Source organism: Wolbachia endosymbiont of Chrysomya megacephala (assembly GCF_008245065.1).
Lineage (GTDB): Bacteria > Pseudomonadota > Alphaproteobacteria > Rickettsiales > Anaplasmataceae > Wolbachia.
In genome coordinates this window covers 249,887-268,705 of the sequence record NZ_CP021120.1, presented here as the reverse complement: position 1 = coordinate 268,705, position 18,819 = coordinate 249,887, and the positions used below count along the sequence as shown (strand labels likewise).

21 protein-coding genes and 1 pseudogene are annotated in these 18,819 nt (G+C 34.6%); 11 read left to right on the top strand and 11 right to left on the bottom strand.

The annotated features are described in order from the left end of the window. Nucleotides 1–4 precede the first annotated feature (4 nt). The 4 genes from murA to acpP form a co-directional block, all read right to left on the bottom strand. On the bottom strand, nucleotides 5–1,282 hold the full coding sequence (gene murA / locus CAI20_RS01220; RefSeq protein ID WP_012481905.1) for a UDP-N-acetylglucosamine 1-carboxyvinyltransferase: 1,278 nt from the start codon (nucleotides 1,280–1,282) through the stop codon (nucleotides 5–7). Between the two features lie 4 nt (nucleotides 1,283–1,286). Continuing rightward, a complete protein-coding gene (locus tag CAI20_RS06530) occupies nucleotides 1,287–1,424 on the bottom strand; it encodes a hypothetical protein (RefSeq protein WP_158307661.1) in 138 nt (45 codons plus the stop codon). Between the two features lie 412 nt (nucleotides 1,425–1,836). Further along, entirely contained in the window at nucleotides 1,837–3,099 is a 1,263-nt protein-coding gene (fabF, locus tag CAI20_RS01215; RefSeq protein ID WP_019236756.1) for a beta-ketoacyl-ACP synthase II, read from the bottom strand. 6 nt (nucleotides 3,100–3,105) lie between these two features. Next, entirely contained in the window at nucleotides 3,106–3,366 is a 261-nt protein-coding gene (acpP, locus tag CAI20_RS01210) for an acyl carrier protein (protein WP_007302173.1), read from the bottom strand. 127 nt (nucleotides 3,367–3,493) lie between these two features. Between acpP and CAI20_RS01205 the strand changes: the two genes are divergently transcribed. From CAI20_RS01205 to CAI20_RS01195, 4 genes and pseudogenes are all read left to right on the top strand, one after another. Beyond that, complete coding sequence (locus CAI20_RS01205; RefSeq protein ID WP_019236755.1) at nucleotides 3,494–4,276, top strand: polyprenyl synthetase family protein; 783 nt, start codon at nucleotides 3,494–3,496, stop codon at nucleotides 4,274–4,276. Beyond that, nucleotides 4,269–5,150 (top strand): FKBP-type peptidyl-prolyl cis-trans isomerase, encoded by an 882-nt coding sequence (locus CAI20_RS01200; RefSeq protein WP_019236754.1) that lies wholly within the window; start codon nucleotides 4,269–4,271, stop codon nucleotides 5,148–5,150. The genes CAI20_RS01205 and CAI20_RS01200 overlap by 8 nt, the downstream gene beginning before the upstream one ends. Before the next feature lie 253 nt (nucleotides 5,151–5,403). Further along, nucleotides 5,404–5,531 (top strand): annotated as a pseudogene (locus tag CAI20_RS06615) (IS982 family transposase); the annotation flags it as partial. A gap of 11 nt (nucleotides 5,532–5,542) precedes the next feature. After that, complete coding sequence (locus CAI20_RS01195; RefSeq protein WP_149168697.1) at nucleotides 5,543–6,058, top strand: hypothetical protein; 516 nt, start codon at nucleotides 5,543–5,545, stop codon at nucleotides 6,056–6,058. Nucleotides 6,059–6,488: 430 nt separating this feature from the next. Here CAI20_RS01195 and hslU read toward each other — a convergent pair whose 3' ends face one another. Together hslU and hslV are read right to left on the bottom strand one after the other, a co-directional pair. Then, nucleotides 6,489–7,940, bottom strand: coding sequence for an ATP-dependent protease ATPase subunit HslU (hslU, locus tag CAI20_RS01190; RefSeq protein WP_007302171.1), 1,452 nt, complete (start codon nucleotides 7,938–7,940; stop codon nucleotides 6,489–6,491). Nucleotide 7,941: 1 nt separating this feature from the next. Beyond that, on the bottom strand, nucleotides 7,942–8,496 hold the full coding sequence (gene hslV, locus CAI20_RS01185; protein ID WP_010406442.1) for an ATP-dependent protease subunit HslV: 555 nt from the start codon (nucleotides 8,494–8,496) through the stop codon (nucleotides 7,942–7,944). A gap of 82 nt (nucleotides 8,497–8,578) precedes the next feature. Here hslV and gshA point away from each other — a divergent pair, with 82 nt between their 5' ends. Continuing rightward, complete coding sequence (gene gshA / locus CAI20_RS01180; RefSeq protein WP_149168696.1) at nucleotides 8,579–9,736, top strand: glutamate--cysteine ligase; 1,158 nt, start codon at nucleotides 8,579–8,581, stop codon at nucleotides 9,734–9,736. On the opposite strand, the gene CAI20_RS01175 is transcribed toward gshA, so the two are convergent. From CAI20_RS01175 to CAI20_RS01165, 3 genes are all read right to left on the bottom strand, one after another. Continuing rightward, on the bottom strand, nucleotides 9,724–10,587 hold the full coding sequence (locus CAI20_RS01175; RefSeq protein WP_007302168.1) for a hypothetical protein: 864 nt from the start codon (nucleotides 10,585–10,587) through the stop codon (nucleotides 9,724–9,726). The two genes, gshA and CAI20_RS01175, sit on opposite strands and share 13 nt — an antisense overlap. A 61-nt stretch (nucleotides 10,588–10,648) precedes the next feature. Beyond that, nucleotides 10,649–11,602 (bottom strand): ferrochelatase, encoded by a 954-nt coding sequence (gene hemH / locus CAI20_RS01170; RefSeq protein ID WP_007302167.1) that lies wholly within the window; start codon nucleotides 11,600–11,602, stop codon nucleotides 10,649–10,651. Continuing rightward, on the bottom strand, nucleotides 11,599–12,360 hold the full coding sequence (locus tag CAI20_RS01165) for a hypothetical protein (protein ID WP_012481903.1): 762 nt from the start codon (nucleotides 12,358–12,360) through the stop codon (nucleotides 11,599–11,601). The genes hemH and CAI20_RS01165 overlap by 4 nt, the downstream gene beginning before the upstream one ends. A 105-nt stretch (nucleotides 12,361–12,465) precedes the next feature. On the opposite strand from CAI20_RS01165, the gene ndk reads away from it, so the two are divergent. From ndk to folD, 6 genes are all read left to right on the top strand, one after another. Continuing rightward, on the top strand, nucleotides 12,466–12,885 hold the full coding sequence (gene ndk, locus CAI20_RS01160) for a nucleoside-diphosphate kinase (RefSeq protein ID WP_149168695.1): 420 nt from the start codon (nucleotides 12,466–12,468) through the stop codon (nucleotides 12,883–12,885). 122 nt (nucleotides 12,886–13,007) lie between these two features. Then, nucleotides 13,008–14,186, top strand: coding sequence for an aspartate aminotransferase family protein (locus tag CAI20_RS01155; RefSeq protein WP_149168694.1), 1,179 nt, complete (start codon nucleotides 13,008–13,010; stop codon nucleotides 14,184–14,186). Nucleotides 14,187–14,254: 68 nt separating this feature from the next. Next, on the top strand, nucleotides 14,255–15,532 hold the full coding sequence (locus tag CAI20_RS01150; protein ID WP_149168693.1) for an HlyC/CorC family transporter: 1,278 nt from the start codon (nucleotides 14,255–14,257) through the stop codon (nucleotides 15,530–15,532). A 9-nt stretch (nucleotides 15,533–15,541) separates the two neighbouring features. Next, nucleotides 15,542–15,799, top strand: a complete 258-nt coding sequence (locus CAI20_RS01145) for a DUF2312 domain-containing protein (protein WP_007302162.1) — start codon at nucleotides 15,542–15,544, stop codon at nucleotides 15,797–15,799. Then, nucleotides 15,792–16,367, top strand: coding sequence for a UbiX family flavin prenyltransferase (locus CAI20_RS01140; RefSeq protein ID WP_007302161.1), 576 nt, complete (start codon nucleotides 15,792–15,794; stop codon nucleotides 16,365–16,367). The genes CAI20_RS01145 and CAI20_RS01140 overlap by 8 nt, the downstream gene beginning before the upstream one ends. Further along, nucleotides 16,351–17,238 (top strand): bifunctional methylenetetrahydrofolate dehydrogenase/methenyltetrahydrofolate cyclohydrolase FolD, encoded by an 888-nt coding sequence (gene folD, locus CAI20_RS01135; RefSeq protein WP_007302160.1) that lies wholly within the window; start codon nucleotides 16,351–16,353, stop codon nucleotides 17,236–17,238. The genes CAI20_RS01140 and folD overlap by 17 nt, the downstream gene beginning before the upstream one ends. Before the next feature lie 99 nt (nucleotides 17,239–17,337). Here the strand turns inward: folD and CAI20_RS01130 are convergent, their stop codons facing one another. Together CAI20_RS01130 and CAI20_RS01125 are read right to left on the bottom strand one after the other, a co-directional pair. Beyond that, nucleotides 17,338–18,075, bottom strand: a complete 738-nt coding sequence (locus CAI20_RS01130) for a hypothetical protein (protein ID WP_012481902.1) — start codon at nucleotides 18,073–18,075, stop codon at nucleotides 17,338–17,340. Nucleotides 18,076–18,185: 110 nt separating this feature from the next. Beyond that, complete coding sequence (locus CAI20_RS01125) at nucleotides 18,186–18,764, bottom strand: outer membrane beta-barrel protein (RefSeq protein ID WP_026097243.1); 579 nt, start codon at nucleotides 18,762–18,764, stop codon at nucleotides 18,186–18,188. Nucleotides 18,765–18,819: the final 55 nt, after the last annotated feature.

Below are 18,819 nucleotides of genomic sequence, written 5' to 3'. Positions count from 1 at the left end.
ATCCTCAAGATGAAACGAAAATATCAGCCCCGCATGAATTGAGTTTTTCGTGCATTGCCTCATATCCTCTCCATAAATGATGTGAGTTATTTATTGTAGTTTCTCCTTTAGCTACCAAAGAAGCGAGAATTAAAGCTGCTGTTGACCTTAAGTCATTAGCATGCAGATTAGCTCCAGATAAGCTCTTTATTCCACTTATAGTAGCTTTATTTTTTTCGATGCTGATATTAGCACCTAATTTTCTTAGCTCATTTGCATGTGCAAATCTACTTTCAAAAACGTTCTCTTCAATGATTGATATTCCACCTGCAATTGACATAGCAGACATTAGTTGTGGTTGCATATCACTGGGAAAGTTGGGATATGGATTTGTTGCAACGTGAGCAGATTTAATAGAGCCATTTTTTCTAGAAATAATAATACCATCATCATGTAACTCAACTCTGGCTCCTATAGTCTTCAATTCATTTGCAATACATTCTATATCAGACAAACTTACTCCTTCTAACTTTAGCTCGCCGTCGGTAATGATAGCAGCCAAAGCATAAGTACCGGCCTCTATGCGATCTGGTATTATTTTATGCTCACACCCATTTAATGCTTCAACACCTTCTATTGTGATTTTTGTATTATTAACTTCAATATTGGCACCCATAATCTTCAGAAACTCTATTAAATCAAGAACTTCCGGCTCCGTTGCGGCATTGTTTATTGTTGTTACTCCTTCTGCAAGTGTTGCTGACATGATTATGTTTTCTGTTGCGCCAACACTTACTTTTTCAAATGTTATTTCTTTGCCTTGCAATTTTCCCTTTGTTGTTGCAGTTATATTACAGCTATCAATTTCAATTTTAGCTCCCATTGCTTCAAGTGCCTTGATATGAATGTCAACAGGACGTTTTCCAATATTACATCCACCAGGAAATACTGTTGAAACTCTACCAAATCTGCTGAGCATTGGACCTAGCATTAAAAAAGATGCTCGCAGTCTGCTTGCAATTTCATGTGATATTAAATGGTTATTGATATTGCTACAGTCAATTTCCAAAGTATGATTTGCTTTATAGTCTTTATTGCATATAAAATTTACTTCTGCACCAAGACTCTTAAGCAGCTCAGACATCAAATGCACGTCAATTAAATCAGGTACGTTATGCAAAGTTATTGAAGAATTACTAAACAAGCTTGCCGCCATTATTGGCAAGACTGCATTCTTTGAACCATTAATCTTGATTTTTCCAATCAAGGGCTTATGGTTACTTCTTACTAATATTTTATGCATTTAATCAAGCGATAGAACTTATCAAGTAAGTATAATAGGTTAGCGGTAAAAGGCAAAATTTTGCTTTTTCTTCTTCAGTCATTCGAGTAGCTGACACTGGGATCCATTTCTTCATCATCATCAAAATGTTATATTTCAACATTACTTTTATGCTGACCAATTTAACTGGATTCCAGTTGGCTTTGTTGCATCGCTATCTACGGCGGATTAAAGATAAAAAAGATGAAGAATATCAGTAGCTTATTATTCTAGCATTTATAGTAAGGACGGTCAGTGAATATCTAAATTTGAGTAAAAGAAATTTTACTACCATTCACTAATCTAGCTAAAATTCAAGAATTTCAATGCTTTAGCTATTTTAAGTAGAATTAAATTTACTAATACAAACAATAAATTACTATTCTTAAATTTGATCAGATTGACTGCAAAAAAAATAAGATTTTCAATAAGTTGCTTGTATAGTTAGCCTTTCATAGGTAGCGATGCAACAAAGCCATTCCAGTTTCAGCTACTCGAATGACATTTTCGTAGTCGATTCAAAATAGCATAATTAACTACACCTTTCCAAAGATGAGAGACGCGTTGGTACCACCAAAACCAAATGAATTAGAAAGCGCATATTGAATTTTATGCTCTTGAGCTTTAAGTGGTACAAAATTTAAATCACACCCTTCTGAAGGTTTGTGTAGGTTTAAAGTTGGTGGAACAATTCCATTGTTTAATGCAAGGATACTAAATATTGCTTCAACACTTCCTGCGGCACCAAGTAAATGTCCTATAGAAGATTTAGTCGAGGAAACAGGTATTTTATAGGCATAGTCACCGAATAACTGCTTCATTGCTATTACTTCAACTTTATCCCCAAGTTTTGTTGAAGTTCCATGTGCATTGATATACCCAATTTGACTTGGGCTTACTTGTGCACTCCTTAAAGCAAGTTCCATTGCCTTAAGTGCGCCTCTTCCTTCTGGATGTGGTGCTGTAATGTGGTGCGCATCTCCTGTGAGTCCATATCCAGTGAGTTCTGCATATATTTTTGCTTCCCTTTTTTTTGCATGTTCATATTCTTCCAGAACTAATATACCGGCCCCTTCGCCCATGACAAATCCATCGCGTTCTTCGTCCCATGGCCTTGAGGCCTCTTCAGGCTTATCATTGAATTTAGTTGATAGCGCCTTCATCGATGCAAAACCTGCAATTCCAACTCTGCATAACGCGCTTTCTGCTCCGCCTGCAATCATAATGTCAGCTTCACCGAGTTTTATAGCTCTTGCTGAGTTTATAATCGCATGCGCACCTGTTGCACATGCAGTTACCGCTGAGTCATTTGGACCTATAAATTCGTATTTAATAGAAATATGACCAGATATCAAATTTATTAGACTTGCAGGAACAAAAAATGGGCTAACACGTCTAGGCCCCTTCTCCTGCATGGTAATTACATTTTCCTGAATTGATGGAAGACCACCTATACCAGAACCAATAGCTACACCTATTCGCTCTTTATTAATATTTTTATTTTCCAAAATTAGTGAATCTTCTACTGCCTGAACAGCTGCTGCAATTCCGTAGTGAATAAAACGATCTGTTCTTTTTAGGTCTTTTTCAGAAATATAATCTAGCGGATTAAAACAGCTTTCAGCGTTGTAGGATACCTGTCCTGCAACCCTGCAAGCAAGATCAGAAGAGTTGAACCTATCTGTACTGATTGCTTTTATGCCAGATTTACCTTCTTTCAGCTTTAACCAGGTGTTATTAACATCTGCTGCTAGTGGAGTAATTAAGCCAACACCGGTAACTACTACTCTTTTGCTCATTCAACATCAATTGTTTGCTTTGTTTACTACATATTCAACTATCTGTTCCATAGTTTCCATTTTTTGCGCATCTTCATCAGGAATCTCTATACCAAATTCTTCTTCAGCTGCCATGATTATTTCAACTGCATCTAAACTATCTGTGCCATGGTCTGAAAGCTTTGAAGAACTACTAAATCCCTCTACATCCTTACTGATGTGCTCTAGTATAATCTTCTTTACTTTTTCTTCTATATCTTCTCTAGTGCTTTTTGCCAATTCGTTCATTTCTTACTAAAAAATAACCTATTCTCTGATGTTATAAGAAATTTTGATGTTTGCAATAGCTTTTATGATTATATAAACTATTAAAAACTTCCTATCTCTTAGCACTCGATAGTTAATAAATTTAAAAATGCTAGACGAAACAACAAAAAATTTGCTTGTTGTAGAAGTGAATAAGCTCTTACCTGAAAATAGCGAGAATAAACTTATATCAGCTATGCGTTATGTACTTCTTGCTCCTGCAAAACATATACGTTCTTTTTTAGTTATAGCATCTTCGTCGATATTCAACATAAAGGTTGAAAAAGCAATAACAGCAGCAGCAGCAATTGAATTTATTCATGCTTACTCCCTCATTCACGATGATCTGCCATGTATGGATAACAGTGACACCCGCAGAGGCCAGCCAAGCTGCCACAAAAAATTTGGTGAAGCAACAGCAGTACTGGCCGGAGATGCATTACTTACCCTGGCTTTTGAGGTATTATCTTTGTTAAATTGTGAGATCATAAAAGTGCTCTCTCAAGCAATAGGAATGAAGGGAATGGTGGGAGGGCAGATTTTAGATATAGGTGCAGATTTTGACAAAATAAAAGAAATTCATTTGATGAAAACTGCAAAACTATTTGCAGCTTCATGTGAAATAGGGGCTATAATAGGAGGCGCTACAGACAAGGAGCGGGAAGCATTATATAACTATGGAATAAATCTAGGGCTTATTTTTCAAGCCAAGGATGATATCGAAGATTATGAGCAAGATAAAACAAACAATTTAATGTCCGTGCTTGGAAAAAATGAAATGGAAAACTATATAGATAGTCTCTTTAAACAGGCCTCAGATAATTTAATTACGCTTTCAGGGAATACTAGTGACTTATATGATTTATTGAATCAAGTAAAAAAAGATGGTTAGAAAAATTATATTACAAATGTTTATCTCTGTAGTAATGATTCTCACTTTAGCTTCTGTTTTTATAATCACTATTGTTTATATAAATAAAGATAAACCGGAAAAAGAGGACAAGCTTTACGAGATAAATGCCACACATGATGGTTTAACACAGACGATAGCACGTTATCTAGTAAAGCCCATACTTGAATCAGCACTTGATCGCTATATTGAAAAGCATGGGCTAGCAGAATATTTAGAAGAAATAACACAGCAAAAGGAAGAAGAGACGATAAAATTTTATGAAATTACTGAAGGCAGCGGCAGTAAGGCTTTCTGTGGCCAAGAAGTCCTGCTACAAATGTACAAAGTCTCCAACAACCTAGCAACGCTACTTCCGACTGATGTCAATTTGAAAATAGGTCAGGATTACTTAAAAGAAGTGAGTTTAGGGGTAATAGGTATGAAAGAAGGTGGAGAGCGTGTAGTTACTATTGCTGCTGATGACAACAAAATGAGTTTTAACTCTTATTACATCAAACTGATTGAAGTAAAAGATAAATATCCTGATTCAGTAAATAACCTAATGATTTTTAATGACTTAATTAACAAAACTAGAAAACAAGTAAAGTGTGGTGATGAGATATCGGCTCAATATAGCATAAAGAGATATAATGGTGAGTATATAGTCAAAGATCAAACAGTGCAGTTTAAAGTTGGTGACAGAAAAATGCCGCTTGCTATAGAACTTGGAGTTGTGGGAATGAGGGCTGGTAATAAAAGAACAGTTCTTTCTCCACCTGATCTTTTAACTGGTATATTAATAAAAGAAATAGATTTTGATGAAGAAAATATCTCAATAATTGATTTAAGCTTAGATTTTGCCATTAAGGAATAGCTTAACTATGATTGGCAAAGATAGCAAATTAAGAGAGAAGAGAACATAAGATAGACAAAATAGTATAGAGTAAAAATATTACACTGAAGTTCAAAAAATTTCGCTTGTACAAGTAAGCTAGTGTAAAATCTTAATTCAGAAAACCAGACTCTGATGAGATTACTTAAATAGTATTTTATTAAAACTTTACTTTTGTATGCTAATATATACGCAAGGAAAAAATAGAGTGTGAAAAATGCATTAATTTTTCTGAAGGAAATTTATGATTGAAACAGTTTTTGACTACCTGAAGAACAAATTTGAACTTGAGCATACTTATCATAGATTCTCAGTAAATTTCTTAGTGTATATTTCTCTACTCCCATTTCCTATTCAATGTAATTAAAAAAGCCATGTGTTTCTTAACTTTATTTTGTGGGTTAATCTTTTTCTTGAGTTATGAAGGTCTGATAAAGGAAAAAAAAGAGGACTATGAAAAGCACTGTATAGTAGAGGCAACAGAGTCTGGTTGCAAATTAGATTGTGAGATTTTTAAGACATTCAGAGATAAACCGATAGTGAAATCAATAAAAACTGGTGAAGAAGTTGGCGGTGTAAACGAGTCAGCTTGGTATTTTCAACTTAAAGGAGGTAGAGAACAGCTTGTTTTTGATGTGCTAGGCGATGGGAATTACCCAAGTGTAACGGGAAAAAATGCAAATTATTTAAAAGTGTTGCCTTGCGGGAAAGGACAGTTTCATAGGCTGGAGCTTTGTGATAAAGATGGTACTATATTCAAAAAAACTGAGGATGGAGCACGAATAAGTATAAGTAAATGTAATCTTGTAGGGGGGGGGAGATATAGAACTGAACAAGTATGTAAGGAAAGACTGGCTCCCATCATTCATTATCAAGCCATCAACATCTAAAGAATTTGGGGAGGCTATAGGTGAGAAATCTAGAGCAGAAGTATATACATACGATCCAATTAATGGCAAAGTTGGAGACAAGGTAGCAAAGCTCAATACTACTATTTTACACGGAGACGCAATCTGTAGCTATTTACTTGCTCTAGGTACTTCTTACGGCAAGAATGACTATGATGATAGATACTTCCCTATTAATTCAAAAAAAATTATAGTCCAGAAAGAAGAAAATGGCTCTTATGAGATAGAAATAGACAACCCACTTCTTAATATCCGTGAAAAAAGTACTAAAGCTAGCAAAGAAATGATAAATTTGTTTCTAGATGATTTACTGTGTTTATGTGATGAAAGCGTATTGTCAGATGGTTATGGTGTGGAAATTTCTGGGTGGTAAGAATGTGTCTCTTTAGAGAAGCAATTTGAACTGCTTCTATTAAAGTATAAACTTAGATAAATCAAGCTGCTTTGAAATTGACTCTAGTTTATCTCTTACATATTTGCTATCTATAACAAATTTTTCACTATTTTTTTCAGAAGCGATAAAACTTATTTCATCCAAAAGCTTCTCCATGACAGTATGAAGTCTTCTTGCACCTATATTTTCCACTTCTCTATTAACTGTAAATGCTATTTCAGCTATAGTCTCTATACCATCATCAGTAAACTCAAGTGTTACATTTTCCGTTTTCATTAACGCTATATACTGTTTTAACAAACTAGATTCTGGTTCCTTTAATATTTTTATTAGATCCTCTTGAGTAAGCGCCTTAAGTTCCACTCTAATTGGCAATCTACCCTGTAATTCTGGTAAAAGATCAGATGGCTTAGATAAATGAAAAGCACCAGATGCAATAAATAATATATAGTCTGTTTTTACGGGGCCATACTTAGTTGAAACAGTTGTTCCCTCAAGTAATGGTAACAGATCGCGCTGCACTCCTTCTCTGTTGACTTCACCTTTTATTTCTGTACGTGCTGCAATTTTATCTATTTCATCTAAAAACACTATGCCTTCATTGCTAACAAGATCAATCGCTTCTTTGATTATCTTGTCTTCATCCATTAACCTTTCGCTTTCTTCATTAATCAATATTTCACGTGCTTCTTTCACTTTAACTGTAATAGTTTTTGTTTTTTTGTTCCCATTAAACATCTTACCCACTATTTCTGTTACGTTCATCACGCCAATTTGCCCACCTGGCATACCAGGTATATCAAAAGTGGGTAGCATACCCTTGCTCTCCCTGACGTTAATAGAAACTTCTCCATCTTCAAATTCCTTATTTCTCAGTCTTTCTCTGAAAACTTTTTTGCTTTCCTCGGTTGCATCTTCACCAACCATGGAGTTGACTATTATCTTTTCAGCCAAACCTAAAGCTTTTTTAGTTAAGGCTTTACGTGCTTTTTCCTTAACTAAAACTATTGCTGCGTCAACTAAATCACGTATTATCGAGTCAACATCACGTCCAACATATCCTATTTCAGTAAATTTCGTTGCTTCAACTTTTATAAAAGGTGCACCAGCAAGCTTTGCTAAACGGCGAGCTATTTCAGTTTTACCAACTCCCGTATGGCCTATCATGAGTATATTCTTAGGTATAATCTCTTCACGTAGTGGAAGTGGGACTTTATTTCGACGCCAACGATTTCTGAGTGCAATAGCAACAGCGCGCTTTGCATCATTCTGCCCGATTATAAATCTGTCTAATTCTTTAACTATCTTCTGTGGTGGTAGATCATCTAATAAAGCTTGTGAGCTTTGAATGCTGCTACTTCCTGTACCTTCATTTTCATAGAGGCTATTTTTCTCATTATAGTCATCATTATTATCAAATTGACCTACTACAGATTGACTAGAAAAATTATCACACAAAGTTCTTGACATATTACTCCTCTATTTTTTCGATAATTAGATTATGGTTTGTATAAACACATATATCGGCAGCTATCTTCATAGCCTTTTTTGCAATCTCCTCTATTGATATTCCTTCAACGTCAATCAAAGCTTTTGCTGCAGATAAAGCAAAATTTCCTCCAGAGCCAATGGCTGCAATGCCATCTTCAGGTTCAAGAACATCACCCGTTCCTGTAATGACCAATGAAATGGACTTGTCTGCCACGATCATCATAGCTTCTAATTTTCTTAGATATTTATCCATTCTCCAGTCTTTTGCAAGTTCAACACATGCCCTCATTAACTGTCCTGGGTGCTTATCAAGTTTAGATTCTAGCCTTTCGAAGAGAGTAAATGCATCAGCTGTTGCTCCAGCAAAACCGGCAATTACGGAATCACCAGAAAGACGCCTAACTTTTTTTGCTCCAGATTTTATAACGGTATGGCCTAGCGAGACTTGCCCATCACCTATTACTACTACATTTTTGTCTCTTCTAATTGACAGTATAGTAGTACCATACATTTTACTGCTGTCATGATGAATCATTTTTTTGTTATTTTAATTCGTTATATTATATTAAGATTATAACTTATAATATAGTACTTTTCTTATAACATTTAAAGTGTAGATGCAAAACATAATTCATCCAAATCTGGAAAAAGATATAAATAATTGGTTCAAAACAAAATTTAATGGTTTTACATTACCATTTTATAGCTCCATAGATCTTAGGAATTCAGGCTACAAAATTGCTCCAGTAGACGCCAATTTATTTCCTGCAGGGTTTAATAACCTAAGTGAAGTATCAAAAGCGATAGCAGCAAAATTGATAAAAAGCTACTTCGAAACAAAACAATATAAAAAGGCCCTTATAATACCGGAGAATTACACACGAAATAAAATGTATATAGAAAATGTATTTGCTATAGAAAAGGTACTGCAACTCGCAGGTTTTGAAACTAGAATTGGCCTCTTTCATAATGAAACGTACAATTTAATAGAACAGTATGAAACTGTTGTGAAAGAAAACTCTTTGCTGAAGACAACTTCAGGATTTGTGCCTGATGTGATTATACTGAACCGTGATATGACTAGCCACATTCCAGACACGCTAGAAAACGTAAAACAAGAGATAGTGCCAAGTCCATTATATGGCTGGCACAGTAGGCAGAAATTTCAATATTTTGAAATCTATCAAAAATTAGTGTCCGAATTTTGTGGCGAATTTAAAATGGACCCATGGCTTATTTCTGTGCTTACAGAAAGCTGTAATGGAGTTGACTTTAATGATGATTCATCACTAGGAGCAGTAGCGACTAAAGTTGACCAAATATTATCTCTAGTGCAAAAAAAATATGAGGAATATGAAATAAAAACACAACCTTACGTTTTTATCAAAGCAAGCAATGGCACATATGGAATGGGCATTATAACAGCAACAAGTGGAAAGGAAATATTAAATCTCAATAAAAAAAAGCGTCATAAAATGAAAAAGATAAAAGAAGGAATAGCAATCAATAGTGTTATTATACAAGAAGGTGTACCAACTATTGACATATTTAAAAGTAGTTCTGCAGAACCGCTAATATACTATATAGGAGATACTCCAACATGTTACTTATACCGATGTAATAGCAGGAAAGATGTATATTCTAGCTTGAATTCCACTGACTGTGAATTTTATGATATCAGCCAAGAAAATAAAACTTTGCCACTTTGGAATATTGTTAGCAAATTAGCAGTGCTAGCATTGGCAGTAGAAATTAAGTCTTTTCATCTCGAATAATTAATTTCTACAATGCTGCCATTATGCTGAATATGGTGAGCGTCATCAAGTCCAGTAGAAGGATCAGTACCATTATTAGGTTGATTGACAAACTTATCGATGTTTGATACTAGATATGCTATACTTAGTATCAAACTAACCGTAACAGTTAAGTTGAAATTATAGATTATGCCACCACCCAAGTCTATCGGTATAGTTGCAATTTCCATTCTTTTTAATATGAAGCTTAACAAGCCCAATGACAAAGTGAATGTGCTAAACATAACATTCTTCTTGCATTTAGCAAGCTCAGCTTCACATTTCGTAAGTTCGTCATCACCCTTTTTGTATTTTTTACATGCTTCTTGATATTTTTTATGCACTTCCTTATATTCTTCGCACTTATAATAACAGCTTACGAATTCTGAAAATAGAAATAGAACTGCTGATGTTAAGCTAATATAACTTATTACATCCTTGTTGTTTCTAGCTAAGAAATGAATGATTTTTGCCTGCATCAATATTCCTATGATACAGCTTGCCAAGTACGCTGAGTTACCTACAACCTGTATTGGTTTTTCAGGTTTATTTTCCTCTTCACCATTCGCAGGTTTCTTAGATTTATATCCAGCTAAATTGAGACCAAAATGAAGAGCAAATATTATTGATGTTGGTAGTTTTATGAACTTAGAAATATCTAATATAGTACAAATATTGGATCTGTTGTTATCAATAAACTCGCAACAGAATTGCAATGAAATTTTACACAATATGCCTGTTAAACCTACTGCAATACAATACATCTTTCTAATATCATGATTGTGAACATCATGTATACTTTCTATAAATGTATTTGGCTTACCTTTTGGCATAAGTAGATAATAAAATAATAACTTTTTAATATTATACTATAAAAATCTAAAAAGAAAAGTGCTATAAATCAGTACTTTGAGAGTGATCTAAACATAAATCGGCCAAGCACTTGATAAATAAGAGATCAGTACTGAGAGTTGGTACGCGAAAGTAATATCCGTCTTTGATAATTGCTTTATACTCTATATCAAGTTCAACCAGTGTTTCAGAATGCTCAGAAACAAAAGATATAGGTGATAAAACTACAGGTATATTATCGTCTTTCGCGCGTGATAGCTCACTTTCAGTGCTAGGCTCCAACCATTTTACAGGGCCAACCTTACTCTGATAACATATTCCCCAATCAAGATCTTCAATATTCAATTTTTTTACTATTAATTTTACTGTTTTTTCTATCTGTGAAGCGTAAGGGTCGCCTTTTTTAATGATACTAAGAGGTAAGCTATGAGCCGAGAATAGGACTCTTGGCTTACCGATTTTGCTAGCTAATTTATAATATTTAGACGTCAGATTAACATGAGCTTCAATAAAGTCTTCATTGTCATAATAATGGTGAATTGTTTTTGTGTTACATTCCAGTTTGGCATTTTTTTGCCAATTCTCGATGGATGATAGAGTTGTGGTGGTTGAATATTGCGGATATAGTGGTAACAGAATGATTTCGTCAGGGTCGAATTGCTTTACGCTTTTAACAACTTCATCAGCAAATGGATGCCAATAACGCATGCAGATGAATATCTTATATACATGGTTTCCATTTTCATTTAATTTTAGTTCTAAAGCATCAGCTTGTGCTTTCGTATTCTCCAAGATTGGCGATTTACCTCCAATGTGCTCGTATATTTCTTGTGCAGTACTTTCTCGCCTTTTGGAGATAAACTTTGCTAAAAGGAAGCGAAAAGGATTTGGTAGATTTATTATTCTTTTATCGTAAAAAAGATTAAATAAGAAAGGACGGACCGCACTTAGTGAATCAGGTCCGCCTAGGTTAAATAAGATTACTGCCTTCTTCACTGACAGCACCTTTCTTCAGGTTTGCCTATAAAATCAGCTACACACTCATCAAGTTTAGTTACAGGCACTAAATTTCTTACACTGGCATACAATAGATGAGCAGATCTCTTCATGTTACTCTGTGTAGATGCAAAGCCTCTATCGAAAACCACATCAACACAAAAACTTGGCACTGCTTCAAGAAGTTCAACAGCAGCCAAAGATATCATTATGCAGCTTTGTAGAGCCTTCAGAAAAATCGTAAGGGGGAAAAGTAAAACCTTAACAAAAAGAGAGGGAGGACTTTCATTCATTAGTTGTCCTGGATTAGGAGAATTATATTCAATATGCTGTCTGTTTTTATCAAAGATAGGAAATTTTATAGTGTCTTTCTTAAATTCCTGCTCTATTTGTTCCTCGGTATAATTTTCATTATTAGTCATTTTTTTCAATAACTTTTCACGCAAGTAAAAGGTTCTCACAACAAAACATGTTGCAACCATCAGTGCAGCACATATAAGTGCGCACTCGATAAGGCTTATGTTGCCTACCATAGCTGGTAATACAAAGCAAAAAAACAGCGGTATGGCAATCATTTCACCAAATGGAACAACGTTCCTTTTCATCCCAAAAGCGGCACCTTCTTTTAATTTTGTATTATTGTGTAAGCTATACTCTAAATAACTTAAAAATGCCAAATTAAAGGTTAAAAAACCTTTTGTTCCGCAGAAAATTGATGATTTAAGATTATTCACTAGTTTCTTACGACAGTAAACCATAAACTACCCCTTGATGTTTTATTCTTGACTATAAATAAAAAATCTCTTTGATGGAACAAAAATTCACAATAAAGTAAATATACGATCTTAATATAAGGGAATGATATGGCAATTGAGAGAACACTTTCGATATTAAAACCTGATGCAGTAAAAAATAATATTACAGGCAGTATAAATTCTTATATTGAAAAATCTGGACTAAAAATTATAGCACAAAGAATGATGATGCTGACAAAAAAACAAGCAGAGCTGTTTTATGAAATTCATAAGGATAGGCCTTTTTTTGGAGAGTTGGTGGAATTTATGACTTCTGGGTCTGTGATAGTTCAAGTTTTAATCGGTGAAAATGCAGTCAGTAAATACAGGCAAATCATGGGTGCTACAGATCCAAAGCAGGCAGATAAAGGTACAATTAGGGGTGATTTTGCTGATGATATTAGTGAAAATAGAGTGCATGGTTCTGATAGTCTAGAGAATGCTCATAGAGAAATAGCTTTCTTTTTTGCTGAATGTGAATTGGTGTAGTTTTACTTTTTTACATATTAAATTTCTGAATTTTATGTTGAACTGTATAATATTAGCCCAATTTTTAGTTTAAGCAATATTAAGGGAAAGCTTTTTCATGCACAGTATAGATAATATTTAAAATGGATCATGTTGTTAACGCTTATAATAGATCTGAAGCTTCTATAGTTAGAGGAGAAGGAGTATATCTCTTCGATAAGGATGGTAAAAAATATTTAGACTTTGCTGCAGGAATTTCTACAACCTCCCTAGGCCATTGTCATCCATACATTACAGACAAACTGAAAGAGCAATTAAGCTCATTGTGGCACTGCTCTAATATTTTCACTATCCCTGAGCAGGAAAGGCTTGCTCAGCGTTTAACAGAACTTACCTTTGCCGATAAAGTTTTTTTCTGCTCAAGTGGACTTGAAGCAACAGAAGCTGCAATTAAATTTATTCGCCGCTATTTCTACTTAAATGGACAAGAAAAGCGCAGTCACATCATTACAATTGAAGGAGGTTTTCATGGCCGCAGTATTGCTGCAATTTCAGCTGGGGGAAATGAAAAATCACGCGAAGGTTTTGCTCCACTCCTTTCTGGTTTTGATAAAGTTCCAAGAAATAACATTGAAGCATTAGAAAAGAAAATCAATAGCGAAACAGCTGCCATATTTTTAGAGCCCATACAAAGTGAAGGCGGAGTACATCCATTGGACGTAGAGTATCTTAAAAAAGTAAGAGAGATAACAAAAGCTCAAGGAATAATTTTATGCTTTGATGAAGTGCAATGCGGATATGGACGAATTGGCTCTCTATTTTACTATCAAAATATAGGAGTTGAACCTGATATGCTCACTTGTGCGAAGGCTATGGGTAATGGATTTCCTCTGGCTGCATGTTTAGTAAAAGATTATATAGCAGAAGCAATCACTCCAGGAACTCATGGGTCAACTTATGGAGGTAATCCACTTGCTATGACTGTTGGTAATGCAGTACTCGATATAATGCTAAAGGAAGGCTTTTTTGACCATGTTAAGAAGGTCAGTAAATATTTAAAAGAAAAGTTGTTGCCTTTGACTGAAGAATTTCCGAAGATCATTTCAGAAGTTCGTGGGGAGGGTTTATTGATAGGGATAGAGCTTAGAGTACCTTTGGCTGATAAAATTGTTAAACAATCTCTTGACAAAGGCTTAATAATGACTAATATTTTAAATAATAAGGTAATAAGAATAACTCCTCCACTTGTTGTTGAGAGTATGCATGTGAATGCAGTGTGTGATGTATTTCATGATTTATTTTTTTATATTAAAGATATATAGACTTGCAAATGCTTCTTACAACATATAAAATCAACTCTGTTTCTATATCGCAATAACATCATACTTTAATGGATTGGTTATTGATTTCAGTATTGTCAGCAATTTTCTTCTTGTTGATCTTATCGTTTTTGTTTTCAGGAGCAGAAATAGGGTTAACCTCAATTAGCCGCTCCCGAGTTAATAAACTAAAGCTAGATGGCAATAAAAGAGCTAAGATAATAGACCGCTTGTTGAATACAAAAGAATTAACAATAGGAACAATATTACTGTGCAATACAATTATTAACATTACTTGTTCCGCTTTATTTACAGCAATATTTATACATTTCTTTGAAAGTGAAGGCATCTTTCTTTCAACATTCATGATGACGTTTTGTATTTTGCTATTTTGTGAAGTTTTACCAAAAACTTACGCCATGCAAAATCCTGAAAAATTTACATTGCTTTCTTCTTATTTTATGCTGTTTTTTGTCAAGATTCTTTCTCCATTGACATTAGGCATTCAGTTTATTGTCAATCTCATTCTGAAGTTATGTGGGCTTCATAAGAATAGGGAGGTAATATCTGCAGCAGATGCAATGCGTAACATGATTACTCTTCATCGCAGTGAAGGAACTATGTTACAACAGGATTTAGATATGCTAAGTAGTATACTTGATTTGGCTGAGACAGAAATATCACAGATTATGACTCACAGGAGAAGCTTATTTTCTCTTGATATAGATCGAAACAAAGAGGATTTAATAAGAGAGATTTTAACCAGTAGCCATAGCAGAGTACCTTTATGGCAAAAAGAACCAGATAATATTGTTGGAGTGGTTCACGTGAAAAATCTAATAAATGTCTTGCGTGAAAAGGATAATAAAATAGAGATTGCCAAAGTTATGTCAAAGCCTTGGTTTATACCAGAAAGTACGCCACTCAGTGTACAACTTCACAACTTCCGTAAAAACAGGAAACACCTTGCATTTGTTATTGATGAGTATGGAGCACTACAGGGAATCGTAACTCTTGAGGATATACTGGAAGAAATAGTTGGAGAAATTTCAGATGAACATGATTTGATCACAGAGAATTTTATAAAAAAGATATCCGATAATATGTATCACATAGAAGGAAAATCTACTATTAGGGATATTAATAGACAGTTACATTGGGATCTTCCTGATGAAGAAGCTACAACTCTAGCAGGTATGATTGTAAACGAGATAGAGCGCATTCCTGAAGAAAATGAAGAGTTTTCCATGTACGGTTTTTACTTTAAGATTTTAAAAAAAGATAAAAATATTATTACTATGATTGAAGTACAAGTAAAAACTGATAATACTGTAGTAGCAATTAATTAGTTGGGTTCTATGGAAGATACATTAAAAATAACGGCTGAAGATTTGAAGAACTATATAGAGAGAATAGAAAAACTTGAACAAGAAAAGAGGGATGTGCAAGATCACATTCGTGATGTATATGCAAAAGCTGCAGATGAAGGTTGGGATATAAAAGTGATGAAACAGATTATTAGGCTAAGAAAGATGGATGATGATGACAGGGAGGAACAGGAAATATTACTTGATACCTACAAACGTGCATTGGGAATGAATTACGAAGGTGAATAGTAGGATTGTAATTGGAATAAGTGGAGCATCTGGTTCTATTTACGGTGTACGGATTCTAGAGGCACTAAAAAATACCAATCATGAAACTCATTTAGTGATCAGCAGTGCTGGAAAAATAACTATAGCTCATGAGATTAAAGAAAAACTTGAAGATATTATGTCGCTTGCAGATTTTTACTATTCTGAAGAAAAAATAGGAGAAAAAATAGCAAGCGGCTCATTTAAAACCTCAGGTATGGTTATTGCTCCATGTTCTATGAAAACAATGTCTGAAATAGCATCGGGGGTGACTTCCAATCTATTAACAAGGGCTGCAGATGTAACTCTAAAAGAAAGAAGAAAATTAGTTCTTATGGTGCGAGAATCTCCACTACATCTTGGACATCTACGAAATATCTTAAAACTAACGGAGATGGGAGCAATTATTGCTCCGCCGATGCCTGCTTTTTATATTAAACCAAAATCTTTGGATGATATTGTAAATCATTCTGTTGGTAAAGTATTGAATTTATTTGATATCGCATTACCTGACTTCGAGGAGTGGCAAGGAAATGTCAATTATTATTAACGGTAAAAAAACAGCAAATGATCTCTGTGAGGAGCTATCAAAAAAAATTGATATTTTAAAGAAAGAGTATAATGTTTTTCCTTGTCTTAAAGTAATTCTCGTGGGTAGCAATCCAGCAAGTCAGGTCTACGTTCGTAATAAACAAAGAAAAGCAGAATCAATAGGCATAAGTTCTGAAACTATTGTTTTGCCTGATAGTATCTCAGAAGATGAATTGATTGAAAAAGTTAATACATTAAATGAAGATTCATCTGTGCATGGAATTTTAGTTCAGTTACCTTTACCAAAGCACATCAGTGCAAGCAGAATAATTAATACAGTAAGTGTTGAAAAAGATGTAGATGGCTTTCATGATGAGAATGTTGGCAGGTTAGTTAAAGGTGAAAAAAATTGTCTGATACCTTGTACTCCCAAAGGTTCTTTGCATTTAATTAAGTCAGTTGAAAATAATCTGTCCGGTAAAAATGCGGTAATCATTGGCAGATCAAATATTGTGGGTAAGCCAATGTTTCACCTATTGTTGCAAGAAAATTGCACTGTTACCATCTTGCATTCACAAAGTAGGGATTTAGCTGATTATTGCTCTAAGGCGGATATAGTAGTTGCAGCAGTTGGAAAGCCAAATTTTGTTCAACCAGATTGGATAAAAAAAGGTGCAATAGTGATTGATGTTGGCATAAATAGCATTAACATAGGAAATCAAAGTAAGCTTGTGGGTGATGTTGACTTTGAGGGAGTAAAAGAAAAAGTCAAAGCTATTACTCCAGTGCCTGGTGGAGTTGGCCCGATGACAATAGCATTTCTTATGATCAACACTTTAGTTGCTGCTTGCTTACAGAAGGGAGTTGATCCTTCTGATTTTATTGCTTAAGGTTTAGCTTAATGTTAGCATAAACAGAATACCTTTGCAAATAGCACATATATAGCACCAAGCATACAACTGTGTATAGGGATTCAAAGTGTTCATAGCTTAAAAATTATAACGTATACCTACTTCTATGATTGCATCTGGTTTTTTCATCGGTGGTTTAAAGCCACTTAATTGACCGCTTGCAGCAATAGCAACTGTGCCAACTATCTGCGGAATAATTTCACAATCAACACCTAACTTTACTTTATAGGAAATAGCACCCAGTATTTTATCTAGTGTTTCATTTTGACCTGCGGCTGCAGCTACAGTTGCAGCCGAATTTGGAGTGTTAACTGCATTTGTATCCTCACCAAGACCAAAAGATGGCAATATTCGAATATATCCACCCAGTCCTATACTAGCATATAATTTAATAGGATCAATTTCAAGATCAGGATAGTAAAGGTAATTTGCCAACAAACTAGCTCCTACTTTCCTTTTTTGTTTATCAGTTATATCACTTATGTTAGCAAGAACCTCAAGTTCAAACTTAGAATTTTTGTTATGATGATAACCAAAGACAACGTTAGGGTTCAATTTAAAGCTTTCACCCCATCGAGTCCCAAAGTTTAAACCTACATAACCTACATAGTAATGATCTTCGTACTGGTCTTCATATCGATCTTCGTATTGATCTTCACAATGATCTTTGTGTTGATCTTCATACTGATCTTTGTACTGGTCTTCATACCGATCTTTGTACTGATCTTCTAACTCACTTGTACCATTACTAGCTGTACTTGCTAAAGCAATCAACACAGCGAACACTTTCATCGTTCTCATATAATTCATACACATTACTTCCTTAAAACAGACTGGAATAAGTGTTCAAACATGCTAGCAGCAAGTTTTGAGCATTGCTTATGGTTACACCTAACCATTAAACATGTACACAATGCCATCCAGCATTAAAAACTATAACGTACTCCTACTTCCAGCATCGCATCTGGTATTTGTTTTGCTTTTAAACCACTCAGTTGCCCGCCTACGGTTAAAGCAGCTGTACCAACTATCTGTGGAGCAACTTCATAATCAACACCAACCTTCAGTTTGTACGAAATAGCACCCAGTATTTTATCTAGTGTTTCAGTGCCAACAATGTCAAAAGGATATACTTGTAGATGTCCTCCTAAACCTCCACTGACATATAGTTTCACAGGATCAATGTCAACGTCAGGATAATAACGGTAATGTGCTAATAAACTAGCTCCCATTTTCTTGTTTTTGTCCTTTCCTTCTGCATCCTTACCTCCAAACATATCACTTACGTCAGTGAGAATCTCAAGTTCAAACTTAGAGCTTTTATCATAATTATAACCAAAAACTAAGCCAGGTTTTATTTTTAATCCAGTGCCCCATCCACCACCAAAGTTTAAACCTGCGTAGTACTGCTCTTTTGCACTATTACTAGCTGCTTTATTACTAGCTGCACCTGCTAGAGATGAAGTGAGCAAAACAGCTAAAACACACAATCCTTTTATTTTCATATAACTACCCATACAAAAAAATATATAATGCACAAGTATATATCCTTTATATTAA

Excerpts from the sequence above, each read along its gene's own strand:
- murA (WP_012481905.1), bottom strand. The coding sequence starts at position 1,282 with ATGCATAAAATATTAGTAAGAAGTAACCATAAGCCCTTGATTGGAAAA.
- CAI20_RS06530 (WP_158307661.1), bottom strand. The coding sequence starts at position 1,424 with ATGTTGAAATATAACATTTTGATGATGATGAAGAAATGGATCCCAGTG.
- fabF (WP_019236756.1), bottom strand. The coding sequence starts at position 3,099 with ATGAGCAAAAGAGTAGTAGTTACCGGTGTTGGCTTAATTACTCCACTA.
- acpP (WP_007302173.1), bottom strand. The coding sequence starts at position 3,366 with ATGAACGAATTGGCAAAAAGCACTAGAGAAGATATAGAAGAAAAAGTA.
- CAI20_RS01205 (WP_019236755.1), top strand. The coding sequence starts at position 3,494 with ATGCTAGACGAAACAACAAAAAATTTGCTTGTTGTAGAAGTGAATAAG.
- CAI20_RS01200 (WP_019236754.1), top strand. The coding sequence starts at position 4,269 with ATGGTTAGAAAAATTATATTACAAATGTTTATCTCTGTAGTAATGATT.
- CAI20_RS01195 (WP_149168697.1), top strand. The coding sequence starts at position 5,543 with ATGTGTTTCTTAACTTTATTTTGTGGGTTAATCTTTTTCTTGAGTTAT.
- hslU (WP_007302171.1), bottom strand. The coding sequence starts at position 7,940 with ATGTCAAGAACTTTGTGTGATAATTTTTCTAGTCAATCTGTAGTAGGT.
- hslV (WP_010406442.1), bottom strand. The coding sequence starts at position 8,496 with ATGATTCATCATGACAGCAGTAAAATGTATGGTACTACTATACTGTCA.
- gshA (WP_149168696.1), top strand. The coding sequence starts at position 8,579 with ATGCAAAACATAATTCATCCAAATCTGGAAAAAGATATAAATAATTGG.
- CAI20_RS01175 (WP_007302168.1), bottom strand. The coding sequence starts at position 10,587 with ATGCCAAAAGGTAAGCCAAATACATTTATAGAAAGTATACATGATGTT.
- CAI20_RS01165 (WP_012481903.1), bottom strand. The coding sequence starts at position 12,360 with ATGGTTTACTGTCGTAAGAAACTAGTGAATAATCTTAAATCATCAATT.
- ndk (WP_149168695.1), top strand. The coding sequence starts at position 12,466 with ATGGCAATTGAGAGAACACTTTCGATATTAAAACCTGATGCAGTAAAA.
- CAI20_RS01155 (WP_149168694.1), top strand. The coding sequence starts at position 13,008 with ATGGATCATGTTGTTAACGCTTATAATAGATCTGAAGCTTCTATAGTT.
- CAI20_RS01150 (WP_149168693.1), top strand. The coding sequence starts at position 14,255 with ATGGATTGGTTATTGATTTCAGTATTGTCAGCAATTTTCTTCTTGTTG.
- CAI20_RS01145 (WP_007302162.1), top strand. The coding sequence starts at position 15,542 with ATGGAAGATACATTAAAAATAACGGCTGAAGATTTGAAGAACTATATA.
- folD (WP_007302160.1), top strand. The coding sequence starts at position 16,351 with ATGTCAATTATTATTAACGGTAAAAAAACAGCAAATGATCTCTGTGAG.
- CAI20_RS01130 (WP_012481902.1), bottom strand. The coding sequence starts at position 18,075 with ATGTGTATGAATTATATGAGAACGATGAAAGTGTTCGCTGTGTTGATT.
- CAI20_RS01125 (WP_026097243.1), bottom strand. The coding sequence starts at position 18,764 with ATGAAAATAAAAGGATTGTGTGTTTTAGCTGTTTTGCTCACTTCATCT.